Here is a 24113-nt window from a genome sequence, read left to right on the forward strand (position 1 = left end):
GATCGCCGCTGTTTCCACCATCACCCCAACCTCACTGCCGCCCGTTGCCCGCAGTGTATTGGACGTCGCCGGACGGGGTCCGGACTCGGTCCGCGCCACCGCGCTATGCGGCTCCGACCTCGCTGACCGCATCCAGATGCGCGGCGAGCAGGTGCACCCGCAGCCGCTGCTGCGCGAGTGTTTCCACCGGATGATGGATCTCGATGCTCAGCCGGTCATCGAACGTGCTGATGATGATGGTGCCGCTCGGCTGTTGTAGCCGCCGCCCGGCTTTGTCCGGCTTCGCGATCATAATCGTGCGAAAGTCGTTGACCCGCAGACCTTCCGGTAGGCGCGGCCGGTCGATTCGGCCCCAGTTGGTCGCCAGCACGATGCCGGGAGCCCGCGGCGGCGGGCCGGACGCGATGTCGGGGATGTGCAGTGGTGTCTGCTGCACGACGCCGGTCGCGAGGCCGTTGCGCAGGGCATCGCTGATGCCGCGGGCCAGCGAGGTCAACGTTGTTCCGCCGCTGAGAGCGGGGATGAAATCGGCGAACCCGAGGACGTTCGTTCCCTCGGTGCTGCCGATCGCGGGGGTGACCCGGTTGCGCAGGTCGACGGAGTAGGTGTAGCTGAGTTCGGTCAACGGCAGGTCGCGCAGCTCTGCCTCGGTGAGCAGGATCGCGGCCGAGGCCAGCCCGTTGATCGTGGTCCCTTCCCGGTGCGCGAGGTCGGCGAGCGCGACGGTCTCCTGCCGGGTCAGGCGGCAGCGTGCCGTCAGTGGCAGCAGATAGGGTCGGTCCGCCGCGCCGACCGGTGGGACGGTGGCGGTGGCCGCGCTGACGGCGAGCGGTCGAGCGGACACCGGCAGGCCGGACATCTTTTCGACGCATCGGGCGAGCAGCAGGTCCTCCACGGCGGCCGGAAAGCGATGTGGCGTCAGCATCGGCGCGTGGCCGTCGCTGACCTGGGTGTAGCACGACCACAGCTCGGCGAGCACCGCGAGCGAATGGCACGCGTCCGCGATGCTGTGGTGGGTTATCAGCGTTACCCCCGTGCTGTCGCCGTCGCGGACCACGCACAGTGCGGCGAGTCCGGTGCGCTGGTCCAATCGCGCACCGCTCAGCAATTGTTCGGGATCGCCGTCGACGACGGTGATTTCCGGTGCGGAATCGAGGGAGTCGACGAGAATATGGCCGTGCCCGTCCTCTTCCAAATGGGCGCCGAGTGCGGGGTACGCGCGGACCACGGCATCGAACGCCGCGGAAAGCGCGGATAAATTCAACCGACCGGACAGTCGCATCGAATAGCCGACGAGGACTTCGCTACCGGCGAAGATCTCTTCGCTCGGTGCCAACGGCCGGATGACGGTAGCCGTGGTCATGTCGAATCCCTCCACATGAGACTGCCCATCGAGGCTAGCTCGAATACCGGGCACTCCACGGTCTTTCGGGATCATCACCTCTGTGTGTTGTATCGCTCGTACCGAATGAGCTGTTTCCGGTTGTGGCCACAACGAGACCATGTTCGGCGATCAGCCACTGGCCGCACACGCAGCGCAGGTACCGGACGCAGCCGTGCGCGGACACGACCGTCGGTGTCGGCCAGGAACAGGAGGGGCAGGTCAGGTCCATGCGGTCAGCCTGATGTAATGACCTAGTGCATTTCAACCCTTACGGTGGCGCCGCGGCCGAACTCGCCGCCAGGCTGGTGAACGCCGGCCCCGACCAGGACCTCCGGCAACTGCTCGCCGAATCCGACTACAAACCGCTCGGGACGCTTACCGCGTCGCAGGCCGCGGAACTGCGGCGGTGGATCGGTGAACTCGATGCCGTATTCGATCGCCCCACGGTGGACCGCCTCAACGCGTTGCTCGCCAAAACGACCAGTCGGCCCTATATTTCGACGCACGACAGCCGAGCGCCGCACCTGCATTTCGCCGACGAGACGGCACCCGTCGACGAACGGGTCAAGGCGTACACCGCGGTCGGGCTCGCCGCGCTGTTCTGCGACGACCCGAACCGCATCGGTCGCTGCGCTCGCGAGGGGTGTGCCGAGGTCTTCGTCGACACCTCTCGCAATGGCAGGCGCCGCTTCTGCTCGCCGCGGTGCTCGAATCGGGTGCACGTGGCCGAACATCGGTCCCGTCGCTCGGACTGAGCCTCAGTACGCCTTCGCCGCCACCTCGACCCGCCCGGATTCGATTGCGGCGAGCAGGGTTCGGTGGTCGAGGGCGGTCTGGTCGGCGTAGGCGACCGCGAAGTCGATCATGGCGCGGTCGAAGGTGTCGCTCGAGCCGAGGTAGGCGGCGATGGCGACCCGGTCGCCGGAGCGGGCGTGGGCGCGCGCGAGAGTGCGGCCGCACAGTGCCGAGTAGTCGCGCAGGTAGGCGCGCGACATCTCCTCGATGACGGCCGAGCCCTTCATATCGCGCAGTTGGCGCCAGTAGTAGTGCCTGCCGTCCGCGCCCGTAGCCCAGCCGAGGAAGATGTCGCTCGCGGCCTGGGTCAGCCGCTGTCCGTGCACGACCCGATGCCCTTGGTTGCGGAACCTGCTCGGCGCGGTGTGCGGCGCGAGCACCGACGGCTCGGCCTCCTTCACCTGCAGGAACAGCGGATCGCCGGTCATCCGCCCGGCCAGCAGGACGATGAAGCAGCGGGTGCCGACACTGCCGACGCCGACCACCTTGACCGCCATGTCCAGCATCTCGTGCCGGTCGAGCAGGACCCGGCGCTCCTCGGCCAGGGTGCGCCGGTAGTCGGAGAAGACCCGCCGGATGGTTTCGGCGTCGATCTGCTCGATCGGAATGAGCAGCGGCGGCCGGTGCCTGATGCGGGGGACGCCCTCGGCATCCGGCTCGGTCAACTTCCCGAGCGCCTGCAGGTTGGTGCGCGCCCGCGCCTCGGCGAGTGCTTGCTCGACGCCCTTGCGGCGCTTGGGTTTGCGCACCAGCGCGGCCAGCTGATCGGCGTCGATCCGCTCGTACCAGACGGCCAACTCGCCGAGACCGGCCAGCCGGATCATCGTCTCCCGGTAGGCCCGCGCGGCGGCGCCGACCGCGGTTTCGGCGTCGGTATCGGCGAAGCCGTTGGCGCGCGCGGCCACCGCGATGCTGGCCGCCAGCCGCTTGACGTCCCACTCGAAGGGGCCGGGCAGGGTCTCGTCGAAGTCGTTGACGTCGAAGACCAGTGCGCGTTCCGGCGAGGCGAACAGGCCGAAGTTGGACAGGTGCGCGTCACCACACAGTTGGACCGTCAGTCCGGTGGTGGGGGAGGCCGCCAGATCGGCGGCCATGATCGCGGGTGCGCCGCGCAGAAACGGGAACTGCCCGGCGGCCATTCGGGCGTACCGGATGGGAACCAGCTGGGGCACCCGGGTCGCGGCCTGGCGTTCGAGCACGGCGATCGGATCCGCACGGTCGGCGGGCGGGTCCCATACCGCCAACGCGCGCCGCCCGATCCGCTTGCGCGCGCGCCGCCCCACGTCGACCGCGCCGGGTTCCGCAATCGCCGAAGAGTTCGCCATCGGGCCAGTTTGTCATCAGATGGCAACTAATTAGCAAATATGCGCTGAGTGTCGGCGACCGAAGCGGATCGCAGCTCATCGGCGGTCCGGAGCGCCCGGCTGGCCGCGGCTGCGGTTGTTTCTCGGAACCTCCTGGTGCTCCGGCTAATTCAGGAGGTCAGCGTGGTGGGCGGGGCCAATGTGCATCGGCAGGTGGGCAACAGACCTCCGCCCGCGTGCGTTGACCGCCGAGCGGTTGCGCATCGGCGGCGGGTGATCAACAGTGGGTTATCCAACGGTGGTGTAGCGACGGGAGGCCGCATGGACCGCGCGGATGTGGTTGTCGTCGGTGCCGGATACGCGGGACTCTGTGCGGCGCGGGCACTGCGCGCGGCGGGGCGCGAGGTCGTTGTGCTGGAGGCGAGCGGACGGGTCGGTGGCCGGGTGCTGACCGACCGGATCGCGGGCGACTGGGTCATCGATCTCGGCGCCCAGTGGATCTCCGGCGCCCACACCCGGTTCGCCGCGCTTGCCGAGGAGTACGGCGCTGAAACCTATGCGGCGCCGTCGAACGGCGTGAATCTACTGGTCGAGGGCGCGGTGCGGCGGCCGTTCGTCGGTGCGCGGCCGCCGCTGCCCGCGCTCGTGCTGGTGGTGCTCGCACAGGCCTTGTGGCGGATCGAACGATTGGCGGCGCGCATCGACCTCGCGCGGCCATGGACCACTCCAGGCGCGGACCGGCTCGATGCGATGACGGCGGCGACCTGGTTGCGCCGCAACCTGCCCGAGCGGCGTGCCAGGAACCTGGCCGAGGTGATGATCGGCGAGGAGCTGTGCGTCGACGTCGGCAGCGTCTCGATGCTCGCCGTACTGACCACCATTCGCGCCGCGGGCGGTGTCGAGGCGGGCGTGACGGCCGAGACGGTGACCCGCCTGTTCGTCGACGGCGCCGACGGCCCGGCCAACTCGATCGCCGCCGAGCTGGGCGACGCACTGCGGCTCGACGCCCCGGTCGCCTCGATTCGCCAAGTGCCGGAGGGGCTTTCGGTGAGCGGCGAGTTCGGGGAGGTCCGCGCCGGACAGGTGATCGTCGCGTTACCACCCGCGCTGGCCGGGCGGATCGCCTACGACCCGCCGCTGCCCGCCGCCCGCGATCACCTGACCCAGCGGATGCCGATGGGTGCGGTGTTGAAGGCCTTCGCCGTCTACGAGCGGCCCTTCTGGCGGGACGATCGGCTCACCGGCCAGGCGTTGAACCTGCACGACCCGGTCCCGGTCACCTTCGACGCCACCCGTCCCGGCGGGCCGGGCTGTCTCGGTGCCCTCGTCCCGGGCCGCGCCGCCCATCGCCTCGCCGCACTCCCCGCCGCCGAACGCCGGGCCATGATCGTCGGCTCGCTGGTCCGCGCCTTCGGTCGCGCGGCGCGCGATCCGATCGATTGGCGCGAGAAAGTCTGGGCCGACGATCCGTACACCCGCGGCGGATATGGCGCTTTCTTCCCGCCCGGCGTGCTGACGAGCATCGGTTCGGCGTTGCGTCAACCGATCGGCGCGATCCATTGGGCGGGCAGCGAAACGGCCACCGAATGGGCGGGATATATCGAGGGTGCGATTCGCTCGGGTGAGCGCGCCGCAGCCGAGGTGCTCGTGGTTTCTCGGGACGCCACCGTTGGTTAACGGATCGATTCCCATGCCGCGCTGCGCATTCCGAATCGGAAATTACTGCTCACATTTGCGGAATAGCTAAACTAGTCAATCGTCCAGTTATGAGATTTGGATCATAGATCGATTGATAGTGCCCGTATATAAGCATTAACGCTTCCTTGACGCGGGCTCGGATTCTTGAAGCAAAAAGGCGCTGCTGACCTCGGCAAATCGGCGAATGTGATCTCCATTATGTTGACTGTGATTCTGCTCAAAGCGAAGCATGTAGCGCATGGCACATCTAGCAAACATTCAGCAAAGGTCGGTGTCGTCCGGCACGGGCCGCGCCTTCCCGGCCACGCTGCTGCTGCTGTGCACAGTGCTGGTCGGCGGATGGTTCGTCGGACCCGGCTCAGCGGCCGCGGACCTGTCCGGTTGCACGACCGACTCCTCGGTTCCCAATGAACTGACGGTCACCTGCGACCCCGGCTCCGGTGTCGGCGAGCACGCCTTCATCCGCTGCCGCGACCTCCTCGGCATGCCGCACACCCACATCGGCCAAACCATCGGTCCGGGTGGCGGTTGGTCCAGGGCGACGTGCGCCCCGGCCGAAACCGGTCCGGTCTGATCCGGGCGGGGCTTGTCCCCGATATCGCCTTCCGCGCCGGGAGCCCGTGAACCACACGAATACAGGGCCAGGGCGCATCGTAACCAGCACGTCCGCGGGACGGGTTCACGGAAAGGCTCCAGTCATGCGCGTAGTCACGAAGGAACGTCAGAGAGAAACCAAAGCGTCGGCACGTCATCGCAAGGGGGTCGAACGGTCCCGGCGCGGGATGTACGCCGCGGCGACATTCGCCTCGATGGCGACCGCCATGATCGGCGCCGGAAACGCCGCCGCCGATTTCGAGTTACCGCCACCTCCCGGTGACCTGAACGGCGTTTTGTCGGGCGCGGGCGACGTGGCGGGACAACTGCTCGACCCGTCGCAGCAGGATGCGCTGAACAGCGCACTCGGTGTCGCGGGCACGGTCGGTGCGGCAACGCCCTTCGGCGACCAAGTGAACTCGGCGATCGATGCTTATCGCGGGGGCGGCGCACCGCCACCGGGACCAGCGCCGTTCGCCGCGCCGGGCACTCCTGCCGCGCCGGGCACTCCTGCGGCGGTCGTTTCGGATGTGGTGGGCCGGGTTCCCGCGCCGGTCGCCGATCTCGCCGCGACCGCCGCGCAGATCGCCGGTGCGGGAATGCCGCTCGACCAGCTGGCCACCTGGGCGGACCGGACCTTCCCCGAGGGCCCGATGCGGGGGCCGGTCAACGATCTGCTCGCCTTCGTCCAGCAGGCCACCGAAATGGCGGGTACCCGTCGCAACAGCGCGACCCCGGCCATCGACGACCTGATCGACCAGGCCCGCACGCTGTTCGGCTTCCCCAAGGACGGACCGGATCCGGTCCAGGGACTGCGCGATCTCCTCACACCGACTCTGGGACAACAAGTTCCGGCGGCGCAGCAGCTACCGCCCGGCCTGCTCGCGATCGCCGCGCCGATGATCGGCCTGTTCGCACCCCAGCTGGCCGGCCTCGCCCCGGTGCTCGCCTTCCTTGCGCCGCTGCTCGTCATGGCATCGAACCCGGCGGCCGCGATCGGCGCGGTGTTCACCGAGATACGGGACGCGGTGCGTGGCCTGGTGGCTGATGCCAGGACCCCCGCTGCGCTGCCGCTGCTGGCGTTGCCGGTGATCGCGCTGCTCGCCGCGGTACCCCTGCTGTTCGCCGGCGGCATCGCGGTGGCGGCTGTCCTCACCCTCGGCGCGGTGATCCTCGGCGCGATCGTGCTGGCTCCCTTGGTGATCGGTGCGCTGGTGATCGGCGGACTGATCCTCGCGGTGCTGGCGGTTCCGGTGCTACTCGTGCTCGCGGTGATCGCTATTCCGGTACTGCTCATCGCCGTTCCGGTCGCGTTCGTCGCGTTCCAGGTGCTGGCGCCGATCATCCTGATCGGCGGCATCGCCGCGATCGCGGTGGCGATCGTCGGCGGTATCGCGCTCGCCGTGGCGGCACTGGCCGGTGGGCTGGCGCTGGGCGTCGTCGGGTTCGTCGTGTTGACGGCGGCGGCCCTGCTGGCCACGGTGTTCGTGCCGTTCCTCGGACTGGTCCTCGCGCCGCTGCTCTTCACCGGTGCGCTCGGCTTCCTCGTCGTGAGCCTCATCGCCACGGCAGTCGCCTTCTTCGGCGTGCTCGGGGTCGCCGGGCTGGTCACCGTCGTGCTGATCGGCGGAGTCGGACTGCTTTCGCTGTTCACCCCGTTCGGGCTCATTGCCATTCCGATCCTGCTCGCGCTCGCGGCAGTCGCTGTGCTGGCGTTCGGCGCGGTGGGTCTGGCCGGTGGCGCGATCCTGGCCGTGGTCGCGCTCGCGGAACTCATCGTGCTCGCGGTGGTGGCACCGGTCGCGGTGACCGTGCTGCTCGCGCTGGCCTTGGTGGCCACCGCAATTCGTCTCGTGGCCGCGGCCCTGCTCTGGGCCGGACTGGCCGCGGCGGGCATCGTGTTCGCCGCGTTCGGCGCGGTCGGTACCGCGCTCGCGGTGGTCGGTGGGCTGATCGCCACGGCCGTGCTCGTCTTCGCGGTCCCGATTCTCGGCCCGCTGTTGGCGCCGCTGCTCTTCATCGGCCTGGTCGCCATTCCGGCGGCGCTGGGGCTGACGGTCCTGTTCGGCGGTTTCGCCCTGGCCGCGTTCTCGGTCTTCGCGCTGACCGGGACGATCCTGTTGGCGATCGCCGGGCTGGCATCCGGTGTGCTGGTGGCGAGCCTGCTCTTCATGATCACCATGCCGTATGCGATCCCGCTGATCCTGATCGCCGATCTGGCCTTCGCGATCATCGCGGGCGCGGGCATCGGGGTGGTGGCCGCGGCCTTCGTGGTGGCCACCTGGCTCGGCGGCGGCGCCATCGTGCTCGGCCTGCTCGCACTCGGCCTCGCCGCCGTCGCAACGGTGTTCGCGGGCGGGCTGGTGATCTCGGCGCTGTCCTTCGTCATGCTCACCCTCGCCGCGTTCGCGCTGATCGTGATCAACCCGCCGCTGGCGCTGCTCGCACTGCCACTGATCTTCGGCGGGCTGCTGTTCAGCGTGCTGGGCACCATCGGTGCGGTGGCGATTGTCAGCACCCTGCTCGGCGGGTTCGTCGCGGCGCTCGGACTCGGCCTGGTGGCCGCGTGGATGGTCTTCGGCGTCCTGGCGCTCGGGGTGTTCGTCGCCGTGTCGGCCGTTTTCCCGCCGTTCCTGTTGATTTCCGTGCCGCTCGCGGCCGCCGCCTTCGCGATCATGGCGGTGCTGGCGATCGCGACAATCGCGGTCGGTGGCGCCGGGCTCGGCGCGATCCTGCTGGCGGGCAACCTGATTGCCGCGGTGCTGGCAGTGGCAGCGGTCATCGCCACCGCCGCGGTGTCGATAGTCGGACTCGCACTCGCCGCTGTGCTGACGCTGCCGTTCCTGGTGTTCGGTCCGTTCGCGGTGGTGGTCTCCACCGCCCTGTCGCCGATCATCGCGCTGGCACTGCTCGCAGTGTGGTCACCGGTGCTGGTGGCCGGACTGGCGGTCGCGGCACTCGCGGTCGGCATCCAGCTGTTCGGTCTGTTCGGATTGACCGGACTGGGCGCGCTCATCGGCGTGGCCGTGGTGGGGATCCTCAGTGCCCTCGCGGTGACGCTGTTCGTGGGCAGCTTCCTGCTCGACTTCACCGCACTCGGCGTGCTCGCGTTGGTGCTCGCGCCACTGGTCGGTCTGGCCGGGGTCGGTGCGCTCGCGCTGCTCGCGCTGCCGGTTTCGGCGCTGCTCGCGGTACCGGTCCTGGGCCTGGCCGCGCTGGGAGCGCTTGCGCTGGTAGCGGTTCCGGTGTTGGCCGTGGTCGCGGTGCCGGTGCTCGGGCTGGCCGCACTCGGTGCGCTGGCCGCGGTGGCCGTGCCGGTGATCGCGGTGCTGGCGCTTCCGGTGCTCGCGCTGCTGGCCCTGGTCGCGGTGCCGCTGCTGGCCGTGGCCGCACTGGGTGGCCTCGCGGTGCTCGCGTCGCCGTTCCTGGTGGCCGGTGCGGTGGCGGTATTCGGGGCGCTGGCGATCGGCTTGCCGGTGGCGTTGCTGGCCATCCTGCCGCTGCTGGTCTTGGCCGCGGTGGGCGCGCTGGCGCTGCTCGCGCTGCCGGTCCTGCTGATCGGTGGAGCGCTGGTCGCGGCGGTCGGTGTGTCACTGGCGGTGCTCGGCGCACTGGCCGCGTTGCCGGTGCTGCTGATCGGTGGCGCGCTCGCTGGACTGGCCGCACTGGTCGGCGTCCCGTTGGCCGCCGTCGGAGCGCTTGCCCTGCTCGCGATTCCGGTGTTGCTGGTCGGTGCGGCGTTGGCCGCGGTGGTCGGTATCCCGTTGGCCCTGCTCGCCCTTCCCGTGCTGGCGATCGGTGCCGCGCTGGCCGCGTTGGTAGGCGTGCCGCTGGCCGTGGTCGGTGCGATCGCACTGCTGGCGTTGCCGGTCTTGGCGATCGGTGCCGGGCTGGCTGGGCTGGCCGCGTTGGTCGGCGTGCCGCTTGCGGCGGTGGGTGCGCTTGCGGTTCTGGCGCTTCCGGTGTTGCTGATCGGTGGAGCCTTGGCCGCGCTGGTTGGCGTGCCGCTTGCCGTGATCGGTGCGATCGCACTGCTGGCGTTGCCGGTCTTGGCGATCGGTGCCGGGCTGGCTGGGCTGGCCGCGTTGGTTGGTGTGCCGCTTGCGGCGGTGGGCGCGCTTGCGGTTCTGGCGCTTCCGGTGTTGCTGATCGGTGGTGCGTTGGCCGCGTTGGTTGGTGTGCCGCTGGCCGTGGTCGGTGGTATTGCGCTTCTTGCGCTTCCGGTCCTGCTGGTCGGTGGTGCATTGGCCGGACTTGCCGCTCTGATCGGTGTGCCCCTGGCAGCGGTGGGTGCGCTTGCGTTGCTGGCGTTGCCGGTGTTGCTGATCGGTGGTGCGCTTGCCGCGCTGGTTGGTGTGCCGCTTGCGGCGGTGGGTGCGCTTGCGTTGCTGGCGCTTCCGGTGCTGTTGATCGGTGGTGCGCTTGCCGCGCTGGTCGGTGTGCCGTTGGCGGCGGTCGGCGTGCTGAGCCTGTTGGCCGCGCCGCCGGTTGCTCTGGCCGGGCTGATCGGTCTGCCGTTGGCGGCGCTGGGGGCGGCCACGGTGGCGGCGATTGCCGTCGCGATTGCCGTGCTGCTGACGCCGGGGGCGCGGGTCGGCATCATCTCCGCCATTCGGGCCGCGCTGGACCGCAATGGACCGCTGGGTGGCTCGGGGGGCGGGACGGCGGCGACCGGAACGCAGTTCCTCGACGACATTCCCGACGATCCGAGCCTGGAGCAGTTGGCGGCCTCGCTGCAGAAGTTGCTCGCTCCGCTCCCGAGCAAGGCGCCCGCGGCCGAACCGGTCGCGTTCGCCGACCTGCCCTACACCGGAAAGGGGGCTGCCGAAGCGGTGGCGCACGATCCCGCCGCCCGCCTGGTCAGCGTTTCGCTGTGACGAATCCTGCACTGTCCCAAGCCAGCTAGCAAAGGAGATCAGACCATGACGCACACAACGGAAACCCTGCATCTGGAATACCTCTACGGCCCGCAGTGGCAGGAGGCAGTCCGCATCATCGAACGATCCGGCCAATTGACCGCCGACGAACGGGAAAAGCTGAACGCGGCGTCGAAAAAGCTGATCCAGGACAAGGTTTCAGCACTGTCCAACGGGGCGGGCCTCGAAGGCGGACTCAGCGGACTACTGGCCGGGCTCGGCATGGGCGCGAATGCCCAAACGGTGGCGGCCCATCCGGTGAATATCGCGGCGGAGACCGCCAAGGCTTTCGGGCGATCCCGCAATGTGCAGCTCGCGGGCATGATCGCCGGGCAGGCCGTCTCGCCGACCGCGGTGGGCACCACCGGTGACCTGAGCGGGTTGCTGGAGTCGTTCGGCTCGATCGGCGCGGTAACCGTCGTCGGGCAGGCCGTCACCGCCGCCGTGCTGAGCGACCTGGTCGGCCAAGGCGAATTCACCCAGGTCGTCTACGACGAGCTGATGCGGCCGTGGAGCAGCACCATCGAGATGTAGTCGGGCGACGAGTACGAAAGGGGTTGGCACCATGTTCGATTCGCGAAACATCGGCTCCGGTGGCCTCGCTACCGACGCACTGGGTGGTCTGCTCGATATCCGATCGGCCCCGGTCGCGTTCGGCTACTACGAAAGCGACGAGGTCGCCGCCGACACCGGTGTCGAGTGGAACACTCGGTCCCGCACCGATCCGATCGGTTGGTGGAATCGGCACCGGCACATGCAGACCGGGTTCGGCATGGCGGTCGTCATGACGCTCGCCTTCGTGCCCGCCGTGCAGAACGCGATCCTCACGGTGCTGACCCATGTCGGATAACTCGCGCCGACGCAGGCGGCCGGCTCGCCGAGGGAAAACCTCCCTCGGCGTGTCGGTTGCCGTCCTGTTCCTACTCGCCGCCGCCCTGCTCAGCGCGTGTTCGAACGGAGGGTCCACCGCGGCGGACCGCAACCGCGTCGCCGACGCGGACACCGCGGATTGCACGCTCGGCGGCCAAGCCATCGCCGGACTGCGCGACACCTTCCGTCAGCTGTCCGAGCAACTCGACGGGCTCGGTCCCGCCGCCACCCGCGGCGACTTTACCGAGGTGAAAACCCGTGTCACCCAGGGCATGCGGCTGTCCGGCCAGGTCTCGACGACCATCGATCCGGTGGTAGACCGGATGGGTTCGCGCTTGATCGGGAGCGCCTACCGTGACGTCGCGATCGCGGGTGGCCAACTGCACCACTCGCTGTCCGACTTCGTCACCGTCCTGGACAATGGTCATCCGGCCCAACCGGTCGCCGATTCGGTCACCGCGGCCCTGACCTCCCTCAACACCTCCATGGACCGCATGCGCCGCGCGTGTCCCGCCGTCTTCGCCGACGCGAAGGGCCCGCGGTACGGCCCACCGCTCGGCGCGCGCTGAGGCGAATCAGGCGCCCGCCGAACGCCTTTCGAACAGCTGATCACGAGCGACGGCGAGGGCCCGGGAAACGGCGCCGGTGAGCACCCCGTCGTCGCCGAGCGTGCTCGCGACGATGCGCGGCCGCAGCGGGCCCAGCTCGGCCATCCGCCGAGCGATCGCGTCCCCGAGCAGATCGAGGTTGTTCCCGATGCCGCCGCTGAGCACGACGAGCTCCGGATCGAGAATCGCGGCGACCGCGGTGATGAGCGCGCCGATCCGGCGACCCTCGGATTCGACGACGGCCCGAGCCCGCGGGTCACCCGCGGCCGCCGCGACGAAGACCTCCTTCGCGGACGCCGCCGGCAGCCCGGCCTGCGCGGCCGCACGCGCGACACCACCCGCCGCGGCAACGGTTTCGGTCATGCCGCGTTCGCGGGCGTCGAGCGGGGGAGCGTCGACCTCGGAGGCAGGCAGGAACGAGACCTCGCCCGCCGCACCGGTATTGCCCACGTAGAGCTCGCCGTTGATCACGATGCCCATGCCGACGCCGGTGCCGATCGAGATGAGCACGAAGTTGCGAACACCTACTCCCGCACCGAGCGTCAGCTCGCCGAGGGCGGCCAGGTTGATGTCGTTCTCGATGGTCGACTCGACCTCCAGTGCCGCGCGCAACTGTACGACGAGACCGGCGCGACCCCAGCCGGGCAGGTTCTGCGCATAGTCCAGGCGACCGGTCTGCGAGTTGAGCACCCCGGGACTGCCGATGACCGCGTAATGCACTGCCGACCAAGCGATCCCGGATTCGGCCGCGACCTCGTCGGCCAGCATGCGCACCCGCCGCACCAGATCGGCGGCCGAGCGTGCGGTGTTGCGCACGTCGCGGCGGCCGATGAATTCGCCACGCAGGTCGGCGATCGCGAGGCGAATCCAGTTCCGGCCGATATCGATGCCCGCCACCACACCGGCGCGTACATTCACGTCGTAGAGCGCGGTGGTCGGTCCTGGCCTGCCGCTCAGCGAACCGACCAGTTGCACGAGACCCGCTTGCTCGAGGCCCGAAAGTGCCGCCGACACCGTCGGTTTCGACAAACCGCTCGCCTTGGCGAGCTCGCCGCGCGAGGCAGGCCCGCTGACCCGCAGGTAGTCGAGCAGCAGCCGCTCGTTCATCGTCCGAAGGAGCTGGGGATTGCCGACCCTACTCATCAATCCTCCTGCTCGTTCCACTGGACACCTCCGAGTTAGTAAACTACCTTTCCTACCAACGCTCAACCGGGCGCTCTCGCTCTCCTCTCGGCACGGTGACCTCATGCGTCGAATTCAGCTCCTCACCGCGGCGGCGGCCGCATTCGTCCTGGCGGCAGGCTGTAGCTCCGGCGACAGCGCGAAGGACGCGAACTCGGGTGGCGACAACCCGACGATCGCGCTGCTGCTCCCGGAATCCAAGACCACCCGTTATGAAGCCTTCGACCGTCCGCTGTTCGAGGCGAAGGTCAAGCAACTCTGCGGCAAGTGCAAGGTGCTCTACTTCAACGCCGATCAAGACGCGGCAAAACAGCAGGGCCAGTTCGAATCCGCGCTCACCCAGGGTGCCGACGTCTTCGTGTTCGACGCGGTCAACGCCGATGCCGTTGCGCCGCAAGTGAACAAGGCGCAACAGAAGAAGATCCCGGTGATCGCCTACGACCGGCTGATCTCGGGCATCGGCTACGACTACTACGTGTCCTTCGACAACGTGAAGGTCGGCAGGGTGCAGGGCGAGGCCCTGCTCGCCGAGCTGAACAAACGCGGCACCGCCGACAAAGGACAGGTCGTGGTGATCAATGGGTCGCCGACCGACCCCAGCGCGGGCGACTACAAGAAGGGCGCGCACGAGGCGCTGGACGGAAAGGTGAAGATCGGCCGCGAATTCGACACTCCGGACTGGTCTCCCGACAAGGCGCAGCAGCAGATGGAGCAGGCCATCACCGCGCTCGGCAAAGACGCGATCGTCGGCGTGTACTCGGCCAACGACGGCATGGCCGGCGGCGCGATCGCGGCGCTGAAGCGGGCCGGTTACTCGACTCTGCCGCCACTTACCGGGCAGGACGCGGAACTCGCTGGTGTGCAACGGATTCTGACCGGCGAGCAGACCATGACCATCTATCTCGACTACCGCGCGCAGGCGGAGCGCGCGGCCGAGCTCGCGGTCGCCCTGACCAAGGGCGAACGGCCGACGGCACCGGCGAAGACCAACAACGGCGCGACCGACATCCCGTCGTATCTGCTCGACGCGATCGCGGTCGGCAAGGACAACATCAAGGACACCATCGTCAAAGACGGTCTGTACACCGTCGCCGATATCTGCACGCCCGACGTCGCGGCGGCTTGCCAAGCCGCGGGGATCAAATGACAGCTCGCCCAACGGTTCTCTCGGCCCGCGGGCTCACCAAGCGCTACGGTGCGGTGCAGGCGCTGGCGGGTGCGGATCTCCAAGTGCACGCGGGAGAAGTGGTCGCGCTGGTCGGTGACAACGGTGCGGGCAAATCGACACTGGTGAAGGCGATCTCGGGCGTCACCGTGGCCGACGAGGGCGAGATCGTCTTCGCGGGCGAAACTGTGCGGATCGCCCGGCCGCAGGACGCGCAGGCGCTCGGCATCACGACGGTGTTCCAGGATCTCGCGTTGTGCGACAACCTCGATGTCGTGGCCAACCTGCATCTCGGTTCGGAGACAAGGATTTGCGGCGTGCTCGACGAGATCGAGATGGAGCGCAGCGCCCGTGACATGCTCGCCTCGCTGGACGTGAAGATCAAGAATGTGCGCTCGCCGGTGTCCGCGTTGTCGGGCGGGCAGCGCCAGTCGGTCGCCATCGCGCGGGCGCTGCTCGGCCGACCGAGAATGGTGATCCTCGACGAGCCGACCGCGGCACTCGGCGTCGAACAGACCGCACAGGTCCTCGCGCTGATCGGCCGCCTACGCGAGCGCGGCCTCGGCGTGCTGTTGATTTCGCACAACCTGGTCGATGTGCGGTCCGTCAGCGATCGGGTCGTGGTGCTGCGATTGGGCCGCAACGCAGGCGAATTCGAGACCGCCAAAGCGACTCAAGAGGATATCGTGGCAGCGATCACCGGAGCGGCCGCATGAGCGAGCGGATCATGCCGAGCGCTGGCGAGGTGCTGTCGTGAGAGAGCGTAGCGAACGAACCATGTCACAGTGTGCGTCGCGCATGGCAGTGCCGAGCGCTAGCGAGGTGCTGTCATGAGTGACATTGTTGTGAAAAGATCTGTCTGGCAGGGGAATCAGGAGCGCGGATTGGTGGACGCCGCGATGGACCGACTACGCCGCGGCGAGGTGGGATCGGTACCGGTTGCGATCGGGCTGGTCATCATCGCCGCTGTGTTCTACCGGCTCAACGCCCATTTTCTGTCCGCGGAGAATCTCACCAACCTCGCTTTGCAGATGGCCGCGACCGGAACCATCGCGCTCGGCATAGTTTTGGTGCTGCTGCTCGGCGAGATCGACCTCTCCGCGGGCTCGGTCAGCGGATTGACAGCCGTGGTGATGACGCTGCTGTACGTGCGCCACGGCTGGAACGTCGTGTTCGCGGTGATAGCGGCCATCGCCGTCGGCGCCGCGATCGGCATGCTGCACGGGCTCATGCGGACGATGCTGAGCATGCCGTCGTTCGTCGTGACGCTGGCCGGGTTGATCGGCTGGCAAGGGCTGATGCTGTATCTGCTCGGCAAGGAAGGCACCGTCAACCTGCCGTTCGACCGCGGCATCGCGATCATCAGCGACACCTGGCTCGCGCCGTCGCTCGGCTGGCTGTTGGTAGTGCTGCTCGCGGGCGGGCACCTGGCCACCAGCCTGGTCACCCGGCATCAACGCGTGCACGCCGGGCTCGACGCCGCCGCGCCGGTCTGGATCGTGCTGCGTTCGGGCGGCCTCGCCGTCCTACTCGGCGCCACCGTGCTCGTGCTGAATTCCGATCGCGGCGTTCCGTTGACACTGGTGATCTTCGGTGGACTCGTGCTGGCCACGGACCTGATCCTGCGCCGCACGGTCTTCGGTCGCCGCATGTACGCCGTCGGCGGCAATGCCGAAGCGGCCCGCCGGGCGGGCATCAATGTCACCGGGATCCGCATCGCCGCCTTCGTCGGTTGCTCCGTGCTGGCCACCATCGGCGGCATTTTGGCCGCCTCCCGCCTCGTCGCGGTCAACCAGAGCTCCGGCGGCAGCGACATCCTGCTCAATGCCATCGCCGCCGCCGTCATCGGCGGCACCAGCCTGTTCGGCGGCCGCGGCCGCGCCTACGCCGCGCTGCTGGGAATCCTTGTCATCCAATCCATCACGAACGGCATGCTGCTGCTCAATGTGGACTCCTCGGTGCGCTTCATGGTCACCGGCGCCGTGCTCGCGGTCTCCGTCGCCATCGATTCGGTGGCCCGGCGCGGCGCCGAGGGAGCGCGCTGAATCAGGGCGATCGCGATCGCCCAACGGAGGGGCGCCTGGGCGCGGAGGGGTGTGTGCCGCGTCCAGGCGGGCCGTCGGAATGCCGCGCACGAATGGGCCCGCCGCGCCTGAACCAGCTAGCGATTCCGTGCGCGCGACGCCGATACCTGCGCGGGACCACCGACGGGGTGGCGTTGGATCGGCGGCTGGTGTGTTCGAGTGAACACCGGGATTCGGTAACGGGCTCGGGCGGATGACCGACACGTGGGGGAGTTGTGCCGTGCGGGTCGGGGTTTTGGGAGTGTGTTCGTGGATCGCAGATCGACCTGGGTGGTTCGGGCTCGGGCAGTAGTGCTGGCGGCCTCGCTGTGCCTCGGTGCCGGTATCGCGGCCGGGGCACCGGCGCAGGCGACGGCTTCGACCGCGGAGTGGGTGCATACGCCCGCCGCGCCCGACGGCTCGGTGATCGCCCGGGTGGAAGAGCCGGACGGACGCAACATTCGAATCTGGGTGCGCTCGACGGCGATGGAGGGGGCGACCTTTCCGGTCGATATTCAGCGGCCTGCCGATACCGCGCAGCCGCGGCCGACGCTGTACCTGCTGAACGGCGCGGGCGGCGGCGTAGACGATGCCAGCTGGCAGTTGCGTACCAACGTCCTCGATTTCCTGTCGGACAAGAACATCAACGTGGTCCAGCCGGTCGGCGGGCAGTTCAGCTATTACACGGACTGGATCAAAGACGACCCGGTGCTCGGACCCAACAAATGGCGGACCTACCTCACCGAGGAATTGCCGCCGCTGATCGACGCGGCGCTGGGCACCAACAAGGTGAATGCGATCGCGGGGCTCTCGATGGCGGGTACCTCGGTGCTCGCGCTGTCCATCGCGAAGCCGGAGTTGTACCGCAGCGTCGCCTCCTATAGCGGCTGCGCACAGACCAGCGACCCGATCGGCCAGTCGTTCGTCCAGATGACGGTGGAGCGCGGGGGCGGGACGATCGCCAACATGTGGGGCCCGTTCGACGACCCGCTGTGGGCGGCCAACGACCCGCTCGTGCACGCGGACAAACTGCGTGGGGTGAACCTGTTCGTCTCCAGCGGCAGCGGCCTGCCCGGCCCGCACGACACCCTCGACGGACCGTTCCAGATCAAGCCCGGCGTCTCGCAGTGGGCCGATCAGCTGGTGGTCGGCGGCGCGATCGAAGCGGGTATCCGGATGTGTTCGATGAACCTGCGGAACCGGTTGAACCAGTTGGGGATCCCCGCCACCTTCGACTTCACGCCCACCGGGACGCACTCCTGGGGCTACTGGCAGGACGCGTTCGTCGCCTCCTGGCCGGTGCTCGCCCGCGGCCTGTACAGCTGACGCGCCCGCCGACCGCGGCCCTGTGACCTAGGTCATTCAGATAGTAGGCTGCGGTCGGCATAGGGTCGGCTAAGGTGGGTAAACAGATGCAGATATGCGCATACGTGGCGGTGACGAAAGCGGGCGGTTAATGGGACACGAACACGAGCACGGACACGGTCATGGGAACGGTCAGGCGCACTCCCACGGTGTGTCCGTCGATGCCGACCGCCGCTGGCTGACGGTCGCGCTCACGCTGATCACCGGCTTCATGATGATCGAAGTCGTGGTCGGTCTGCTGGCGAATTCGCTGGCCCTGCTCTCGGATGCGGCGCACATGCTGACCGATGCGGCGTCGATCGTGCTCGCGCTCACCGCGATTCGCATCGCCGCCCGTCCCGCCCGCGGCAAATACACCTATGGTTTCAAGCGTGCCGAGATCCTTTCGGCACAGGCGAACGGCATCACGCTGCTGGTGCTCGCGGGCTGGCTGACCTACGAGGCCATTCGACGGTTGCTCGACCCGCCGGAGGTGACCGGTGGGCTGGTCGTCGTCACCGCGCTCGTCGGCATCGTGGTGAATGTCGCCGCGGCATGGGCGATCAGCAAGGCGAACCGCTCCAGCCTCAATGTGGAGGGCGCGTTCCAGCACGTGCTCAACGACCTGTATGGCTTCATCGCGACCGCCGTCGCCGGAGTCGTGGTGCTGCTCACCGGTTTCGCCCGCGCCGACGCGATCGCCACGCTCGTCGTCGTCGCGCTGATGGTGAAGGCCGGTCTCGGCCTGGTCCGTGAATCGGGCCGGATCTTCCTCGAAGCCGCACCGGCCGGGGTGGACCCGGATGCCCTCGGCCGCCGGCTCGTCGAGATCCCCGGCGTCGACGAAGTGCACGATCTGCACGTCTGGCAGATCACCTCCGGCAACGTCGCCCTCTCCGCGCACGTCCTCGTCCAATCCGGCGCCGACTGCCACGGACTGCGCCAGCAAATCGAACGCCTACTCGACCACGACTACGAAATCACCCACACCACATTGCAAGTCGACCATTCCCAACTGGTCTCCGCGGCCACAAGCCCGAACGCCAACCGCCTCCTGCCGGTCCTGGAAGAACACTGCGACGACTCCCACGGACCAGTCCACCGCGAAAGGCCTGGAGCCTCCCCCGGATTGGGGAACCCCCAGAACTAGCCAGCGACCGTCAGCACCGCGCCGAAAAGTTCTCGGCCGACGCCGAATCGGGACGCACCGCAAGTTGATCTCACAGAGCCTCCACCCGCCGCATAGGGCGTACACCCTCTGTAAGGCGCACGAAGGCTCTGTGAGATCGAATTCAGCCCGCTACTGGTCCAATCGCGGGAACGGGTGCTCGGCTTCGAGGAGGTAGGCGAGTTCGAGGAGGGTGCGTTCGTTGCCTCGGGTGCTTGCGAATTGGACACCGATGGGGAGGCCGGTCGGCGTCAGACCAGCTGGGAAGGTGATCGAGGGGGTGCCGGTGATGTTGTTGATGGGTGTGAACGCTACGTAGGCGCGTAAGCGGTCGAGGAGTTCATCGAATGGCACTGTGGGGCTGAGGTAGCCGAGTTCGGGGGTCTCGTGGCCGAGGGTGGGTAGCAGGATCGCGTCGTACGGGCCTAGGGCGCGTTCGTAGGTGGCGGCCGCGGCGCGTAGGCGATACAGCGTCATGGGCGCGCGCCACGCGCCACGCAGGAAGTGTCGGCGCAGGCCGAGGGTGAGATCGTCGAGTCGACTGGTGTCGAAACGGCGGTCAGCCAATTTGCCGGTGGCGGCGACGAACGTGGCGAGCAGACCCCAGTAGTGCAAAAATGCCGCCTCCAGCGCCGCATCGAACGGCAGCGGCACCGTCTCGACGCGGTGACCATGCGATTCCAAGGTGGCAGCGACCTTTTCGACGGCCGCGCGGATGGGCCCCGCAGGCACCGGACCGCCGATATTCTCCAGCAGGAGCGCGATGCGCAGCGGCTTCGACCCCGGCCCCTCGACCGAGCCGATCGGCGGCAGCGCGGGATTGCGCCAATATTCTTCCACCGCAGCGGTATACGCCGCGGTATCGCGCACCGTCCTGGTCAGCACGCCTTCGCTGACGATGTTGATCGGCAGCTTCCGCGCCATCGCCGAATCGATATGCCGCCCCCGGCTCGGCTTCAACCCGACCAGCCCGGCGCAGGCCGCCGGAATACGAATCGATCCGCCGCCGTCGTTACCGTGCGCGATCGGCACCACCCCGGCCGCGACCAACGCTGCTGACCCGCCCGACGAGCCACCCACCGAATAGCCGGTGTGCCAAGGATTTCGGGTGGTTCGCGCGAACGGCGGCTCGGTGGTCGCGTTGAATCCGAACTCCGGCAGCGTGCTCTTCCCGAGCACTGTCATTCCGGCACTGAGGAATTGGCGCGCGTACCCGCCGTGCTCCTGCGCGGGCTTGGCCCGGAACGCCGCGGTGCCATGGTTGGTCGGCATCCCGGTGATATCGGCATTGTCCTTGACGAAGGTCGGGACCCCATAGAACCGCCCACTGCGTTCCGCGGGCAGCAGCGGCTTGTCGTAACTCGCGTAGGCGACCGCCGCCAACTCCTCGACTCGGCGCGCGCGTTCCACCGCCGCCGCCGCGAGCTCGCGCGGGCTCCGTTCCCCGTTGCGCACCAGCTCGGCCAGCGCGACGGCGTCGTGGTCGCCGAGCGCGTCGTCGGCGAAGCAATGGAGGCGGGTGGGCGGAGCGTCAGCGGTCACCCTTCGAATCTAGCCGGGCCGGACAGGCAGCGACCGGACCGACTGACCGGTACGGATCGGCGGCCGCATACGGTGGAACGGCAAGCACGCTTGACGACTCGGAAGGATGTAGATGGCCCCGTCGGTCTCCGATCCGCTGCCGCCGCAGGGGCGGATCGGCTCACTGCTGTTCGCGCTTCCGCCCGCGGGACGGCGGTGGAGTCCCGGCCTGCGGTCCGCGGTGGCCTTCGCCATACCCGCCGCGATAACGGTGGCGGCGGGGCAGCCGGAGCACGCGTTGTTCGTGCTGTTCGGCGCCTTCGCGGTGATGTACGGCGAGCGGAGGGCGTATCGCATGCGTGCGATCGTGGTACTCACCGCGGGCATCGCACTGCTCGCGTCCAGCGGCGTCGGCGCGCTGCTCGGGCACGGGCTCTCCGGCGGACTCGGCGCCTCGCTGCTGACGGTGGCCTTGCTCACGGCGGTCGCGATGGTCGCCGTCTATGTGATCGATGCGTTGCGGCTCGGTCCGCCGGGTGCCCTGCTCTTCGTCATTGCCTGCGGTGGTTCCATGATGGCCGCCGAGGCGGGCGTGTCGACGGCGGTGCTGTTGTCCTGCACGGCTTTCGGCGCGGGCGTTTCGGTCATCGTGTCGATGGCCGGGGTGCTGCGTGATCGGCGCAAGCCGGAGCGCGTCGCCGTCGAGGCCGCGATCGGCGCCGTCGACGCGTACCTGGCGGCGCGGGCCGCGGGCCGACGCGCCATCGATCTGCGGCACCAGGCGGGCGCGGCGGTGGCGGAGGCCTGGGCCGCGGTGTACGACGCGGGCCTGCCGACCAGGGCACCGAACTCCGCGCTGATGGACTCGCTGGTCGCGGCCCGGCGCAGGCTCGCGGGTCCGGCCTACGACGACACCAATGACCTGGTCGTCGACCCGCTGATCTCCTTCGTCCGCCCCGGCGTCGGCTTCCGGCTGCGTCGATCACTGTCGTTCGATTCGCACGCCACCATCAGCGCCTACCGCGTCGGCGTTGCCTGTCTGGTCGCGGGCGGGCTCAGCGCATTGCTCGGCCAGGACCGGCCGCACTGGGCGGTGTTCACCGCGCTGATGGTGTTGCAGATCGGCCCCGATCGGGTGCGCGGCAAGGTGCGGGGCATTCATCGCTTCGTCGGCACGGTGGTCGGGTTGGTGCTCTTCGGGATCATCCACCAGCTCGCACTTACCGGTTACGCCCTCATCGTGCTGGTGGCGGCGTTGCTGTTCGTGATGGAGCTGTTCGTGCCACGCAACTACGCGCTCGCGGCGATCTTCATCACGCCGATAGCACTGCTCGCGGTCGGTGCGACACCGGACGGCTCGGTGGGGCCGTTGATTCGGGATCGCTTCATCGAGACGGTGATCGGCGTCGGTATCGCGGTGCTCGTCCCGCACGTCGTCGCACCGCACGCGCACCGGCGCACCTTCCGCTGGATCGAAGCCCGGGTCTGCGCCGTCGCCCGTGCCCTGCTGGAGCTGTCGCGCACCGAACCGGCCGGTGCCCCCGCGGCGGTGCTGCTGCAACAGTTGCAGTTCGAACTGGTCGGGGTCGCAAGCACTGGCGTGGACTCGGCCACCGAGGATCCGAAGTGGACCGCCGACCACTGGCCCGCACACGCCGCCACCGCCCACCTCGGCTACGACCTGCTCGCCGCGTACTGGGAGCTGCCGCCCGGTGCGCTGCTGGCCGACCCGGACGGCTGGGATGCGGCGTTCGCCGCGCTGGTCCCGTGTTCGGCCGCCGCAGACGGCCGGTAGCAAGCACCGGGCACCGACAACCCTCGATTCACTCAGGGGATGGTGCTACCGATCATCAGTTCACGCAGGGGATAGTGCTACCGATCGTCGTCGTGAGCGGCTTGCCGGAGTCGGGTGCGGGCTCGGCGGTGCTGGCCGACGTGGGCGGAATGGTCGTCGAGGTAGGACTCGAGCTCAGTTCGGCGGGCATGATGAAGTCGCTACCGAGCGTGACCAGGATGTGCCCGGGTGCAACCTGCGTCGACGCGGTGGGCGTGAGTCCGCCCAGGGTCTCGGCCAATTGGGCCGCGTCCGCTTCGGCACCGGCGCCGTAGGTGATCGTGGTTGTCGTCGTGGTACTGAGACGGTTGCTGACTTCACCCTCTCGATAGCCACGGGTGGTGAGCGCGGCGGACAGCTTGGCGGCCTGCCCGGTCAGGCTCCCCGCGTTCTGTACATCGACCGTGCTGGTCGGCGTGCGCGCCGGAGCGGTGCTCGGTGTTTCGACCCCGAACGCGGCCCGTACTTCCTTCTTGATGGCCGCCGGGTCGATGATGTTGACGTCTTGGCCGTTCACCGTGTCGTAGCGCACAACGGGCAGCGTCCGGAACTCGACCGACATGGATCCGGCGGCGCCCAGGCTGCGCGCGAAGTCGAGCAGGTTCCACCCGTCGGAGAGCACCACGTTCTCATGCGCCACATCCATCAATTTGCCGAGTTTGCCCAGATCGGTCAGCGTCCCGGAATCCTTGAGCGACTTGGCCACCGAGGTGAGATACGCCTGCTGCCGGTGTGTCCGGTCCAGGTCGCTGTTCTCCAGACCATGCCGCTGGCGGACGAAGGCGAGTGCTTCGGAAGCGTTGAGGTGCTGCGGCCCGGCGGGGAACTTGGCGCCGGAGTAGTAACTGTCGTCGACGGCCTTGTTGAGGCAGACGTCCACGCCGCCGAGTGCGTCGGCCAGGTGGTAGAACCCGGCGAGGGAGACTTCGGCGAACCGGTCGATCGGGACGCCGACCAGAGTGCGGACCGTGGACACGATGGACGCCCGTCCCGCCTCGCGACCCGCACGTTCCAGGGTGACCCGATCCTTCTCGCCATTGGCGATCAGCTTCGCTTCGGCGGCAGCCTTTTTCAGCCCGTACGCTTCCTTGATCTTGATGTGGTCGTAGCCGGGAATGCCGGAAACCGCCACGTAGTCGTCGCGTGGGATGGAGAACGCGACAATCTTGCGCATGTCCGCCGGAATGTGCACCAGGATCAGCGAATTGGCGTTGTAGCCGCCGTCGTCACTGTCACCCGCGTGCAGCTGGTCGAGGATCTCCTTCGGTAAATCGTTGCCGTTCTGATCTTTTCGGGTGTCCAGGCCGATCAGCAGGATATTGAGGTCGCCGCCCAGTGAACGGGGCGCGTCGGCGCCGATGGCGTCGGAACGGTTGAACCCGCGGTCGAAGTCGACCTTGGCCGACCAGGCGAACCCGGTGCCGGAGAGCACCGCGAGCGCGGTCACCGAGACCAGGACCCGCACCACGTTCTTCGCTACCCGACGCCCTCGATGTGGTTTCGGCGCGGCGCGGCGGTGGCGTGCCGGGCGTGCGGACGGGTCGGTGACTCGCGCGAACTCGACGGTATCCGCATCGAACATCGCGGGGGATTCCGTGCCCTGCGCTCTCTTCGGCACTCGTTCCACCGGATCGTTCCTCGCCGTCTCGTTCTTTGGTTCGCCTCAA

Annotated in this window: 18 protein-coding genes; 13 read left to right on the plus strand and 5 right to left on the minus strand. The window is 68.5% G+C overall.

From position 1 onward, the window contains the following. Window positions 1–103: 103 nt before the first annotated feature. Window positions 104–1363 carry a hypothetical protein gene (locus tag ACFK0J_RS07925; RefSeq protein WP_378737940.1) on the minus strand — a complete coding sequence of 420 codons (1260 nt, stop codon included), beginning with the start codon at window positions 1361–1363 and terminating at the stop codon, window positions 104–106. A gap of 275 nt (window positions 1364–1638) precedes the next feature. Between ACFK0J_RS07925 and ACFK0J_RS07930 the strand changes: the two genes are divergently transcribed. After that, a complete protein-coding gene (locus ACFK0J_RS07930; protein WP_378737942.1) occupies window positions 1639–2139 on the plus strand; it encodes a CGNR zinc finger domain-containing protein in 501 nt (166 codons plus the stop codon). A 3-nt stretch (window positions 2140–2142) separates the two neighbouring features. Here ACFK0J_RS07930 and ACFK0J_RS07935 read toward each other — a convergent pair whose 3' ends face one another. Continuing rightward, on the minus strand, window positions 2143–3504 hold the full coding sequence (locus tag ACFK0J_RS07935; RefSeq protein ID WP_378737944.1) for a DUF2252 domain-containing protein: 1362 nt from the start codon (window positions 3502–3504) through the stop codon (window positions 2143–2145). A 300-nt stretch (window positions 3505–3804) separates the two neighbouring features. Between ACFK0J_RS07935 and ACFK0J_RS07940 the strand changes: the two genes are divergently transcribed. From ACFK0J_RS07940 to ACFK0J_RS07965, 6 genes are all read left to right on the plus strand, one after another. Continuing rightward, window positions 3805–5160, plus strand: coding sequence for a flavin monoamine oxidase family protein (locus ACFK0J_RS07940; RefSeq protein WP_378737946.1), 1356 nt, complete (start codon window positions 3805–3807; stop codon window positions 5158–5160). Between the two features lie 259 nt (window positions 5161–5419). Next, complete coding sequence (locus tag ACFK0J_RS07945) at window positions 5420–5755, plus strand: hypothetical protein (RefSeq protein WP_378737948.1); 336 nt, start codon at window positions 5420–5422, stop codon at window positions 5753–5755. Between the two features lie 124 nt (window positions 5756–5879). Continuing rightward, window positions 5880–10652, plus strand: a complete 4773-nt coding sequence (locus ACFK0J_RS07950) for a hypothetical protein (protein WP_378737950.1) — start codon at window positions 5880–5882, stop codon at window positions 10650–10652. 45 nt (window positions 10653–10697) lie between these two features. Beyond that, the gene (locus ACFK0J_RS07955; RefSeq protein ID WP_378737952.1) at window positions 10698–11225 is read left to right on the plus strand and encodes a hypothetical protein; all 528 of its coding nucleotides are present in this window, start codon (window positions 10698–10700) and stop codon (window positions 11223–11225) included. 31 nt (window positions 11226–11256) lie between these two features. Then, window positions 11257–11541: a hypothetical protein gene (locus ACFK0J_RS07960; protein WP_378737954.1), complete on the plus strand. Its 285-nt coding sequence runs from the start codon at window positions 11257–11259 to the stop codon at window positions 11539–11541. Window positions 11542–11590: 49 nt separating this feature from the next. Then, window positions 11591–12130, plus strand: a complete 540-nt coding sequence (locus ACFK0J_RS07965) for a hypothetical protein (protein WP_378737956.1) — start codon at window positions 11591–11593, stop codon at window positions 12128–12130. 6 nt (window positions 12131–12136) lie between these two features. Here ACFK0J_RS07965 and ACFK0J_RS07970 read toward each other — a convergent pair whose 3' ends face one another. After that, the gene (locus ACFK0J_RS07970; RefSeq protein WP_378737958.1) at window positions 12137–13312 is read right to left on the minus strand and encodes an ROK family protein; all 1176 of its coding nucleotides are present in this window, start codon (window positions 13310–13312) and stop codon (window positions 12137–12139) included. Window positions 13313–13415: 103 nt separating this feature from the next. Here ACFK0J_RS07970 and ACFK0J_RS07975 point away from each other — a divergent pair, with 103 nt between their 5' ends. From ACFK0J_RS07975 to ACFK0J_RS07995, 5 genes are all read left to right on the plus strand, one after another. Then, window positions 13416–14498, plus strand: a complete 1083-nt coding sequence (locus ACFK0J_RS07975; RefSeq protein WP_378737960.1) for a sugar ABC transporter substrate-binding protein — start codon at window positions 13416–13418, stop codon at window positions 14496–14498. Then, window positions 14495–15232 (plus strand): ATP-binding cassette domain-containing protein, encoded by a 738-nt coding sequence (locus ACFK0J_RS07980; protein WP_378737962.1) that lies wholly within the window; start codon window positions 14495–14497, stop codon window positions 15230–15232. The genes ACFK0J_RS07975 and ACFK0J_RS07980 overlap by 4 nt, the downstream gene beginning before the upstream one ends. A 114-nt stretch (window positions 15233–15346) precedes the next feature. Then, window positions 15347–16561, plus strand: coding sequence for a sugar ABC transporter permease (locus tag ACFK0J_RS07985; protein ID WP_378737964.1), 1215 nt, complete (start codon window positions 15347–15349; stop codon window positions 16559–16561). A gap of 288 nt (window positions 16562–16849) precedes the next feature. Next, window positions 16850–17905 (plus strand): alpha/beta hydrolase, encoded by a 1056-nt coding sequence (locus tag ACFK0J_RS07990; RefSeq protein ID WP_378737966.1) that lies wholly within the window; start codon window positions 16850–16852, stop codon window positions 17903–17905. Window positions 17906–18035: 130 nt separating this feature from the next. Next, window positions 18036–19073 (plus strand): cation diffusion facilitator family transporter, encoded by a 1038-nt coding sequence (locus tag ACFK0J_RS07995; protein ID WP_378737968.1) that lies wholly within the window; start codon window positions 18036–18038, stop codon window positions 19071–19073. A gap of 150 nt (window positions 19074–19223) precedes the next feature. Here ACFK0J_RS07995 and ACFK0J_RS08000 read toward each other — a convergent pair whose 3' ends face one another. Then, window positions 19224–20633, minus strand: coding sequence for an amidase (locus ACFK0J_RS08000; RefSeq protein WP_378737970.1), 1410 nt, complete (start codon window positions 20631–20633; stop codon window positions 19224–19226). A 112-nt stretch (window positions 20634–20745) separates the two neighbouring features. Between ACFK0J_RS08000 and ACFK0J_RS08005 the strand changes: the two genes are divergently transcribed. Beyond that, window positions 20746–22407 carry an FUSC family protein gene (locus tag ACFK0J_RS08005; protein ID WP_378737972.1) on the plus strand — a complete coding sequence of 554 codons (1662 nt, stop codon included), beginning with the start codon at window positions 20746–20748 and terminating at the stop codon, window positions 22405–22407. A 55-nt stretch (window positions 22408–22462) separates the two neighbouring features. Here the strand turns inward: ACFK0J_RS08005 and ACFK0J_RS08010 are convergent, their stop codons facing one another. After that, complete coding sequence (locus ACFK0J_RS08010; RefSeq protein ID WP_378742701.1) at window positions 22463–24028, minus strand: LCP family protein; 1566 nt, start codon at window positions 24026–24028, stop codon at window positions 22463–22465. Window positions 24029–24113: the final 85 nt, after the last annotated feature.

The organism is Nocardia brasiliensis, assembly GCF_042691675.1.
Taxonomy (GTDB): Bacteria; Actinomycetota; Actinomycetes; order Mycobacteriales; family Mycobacteriaceae; genus Nocardia; species Nocardia brasiliensis_D.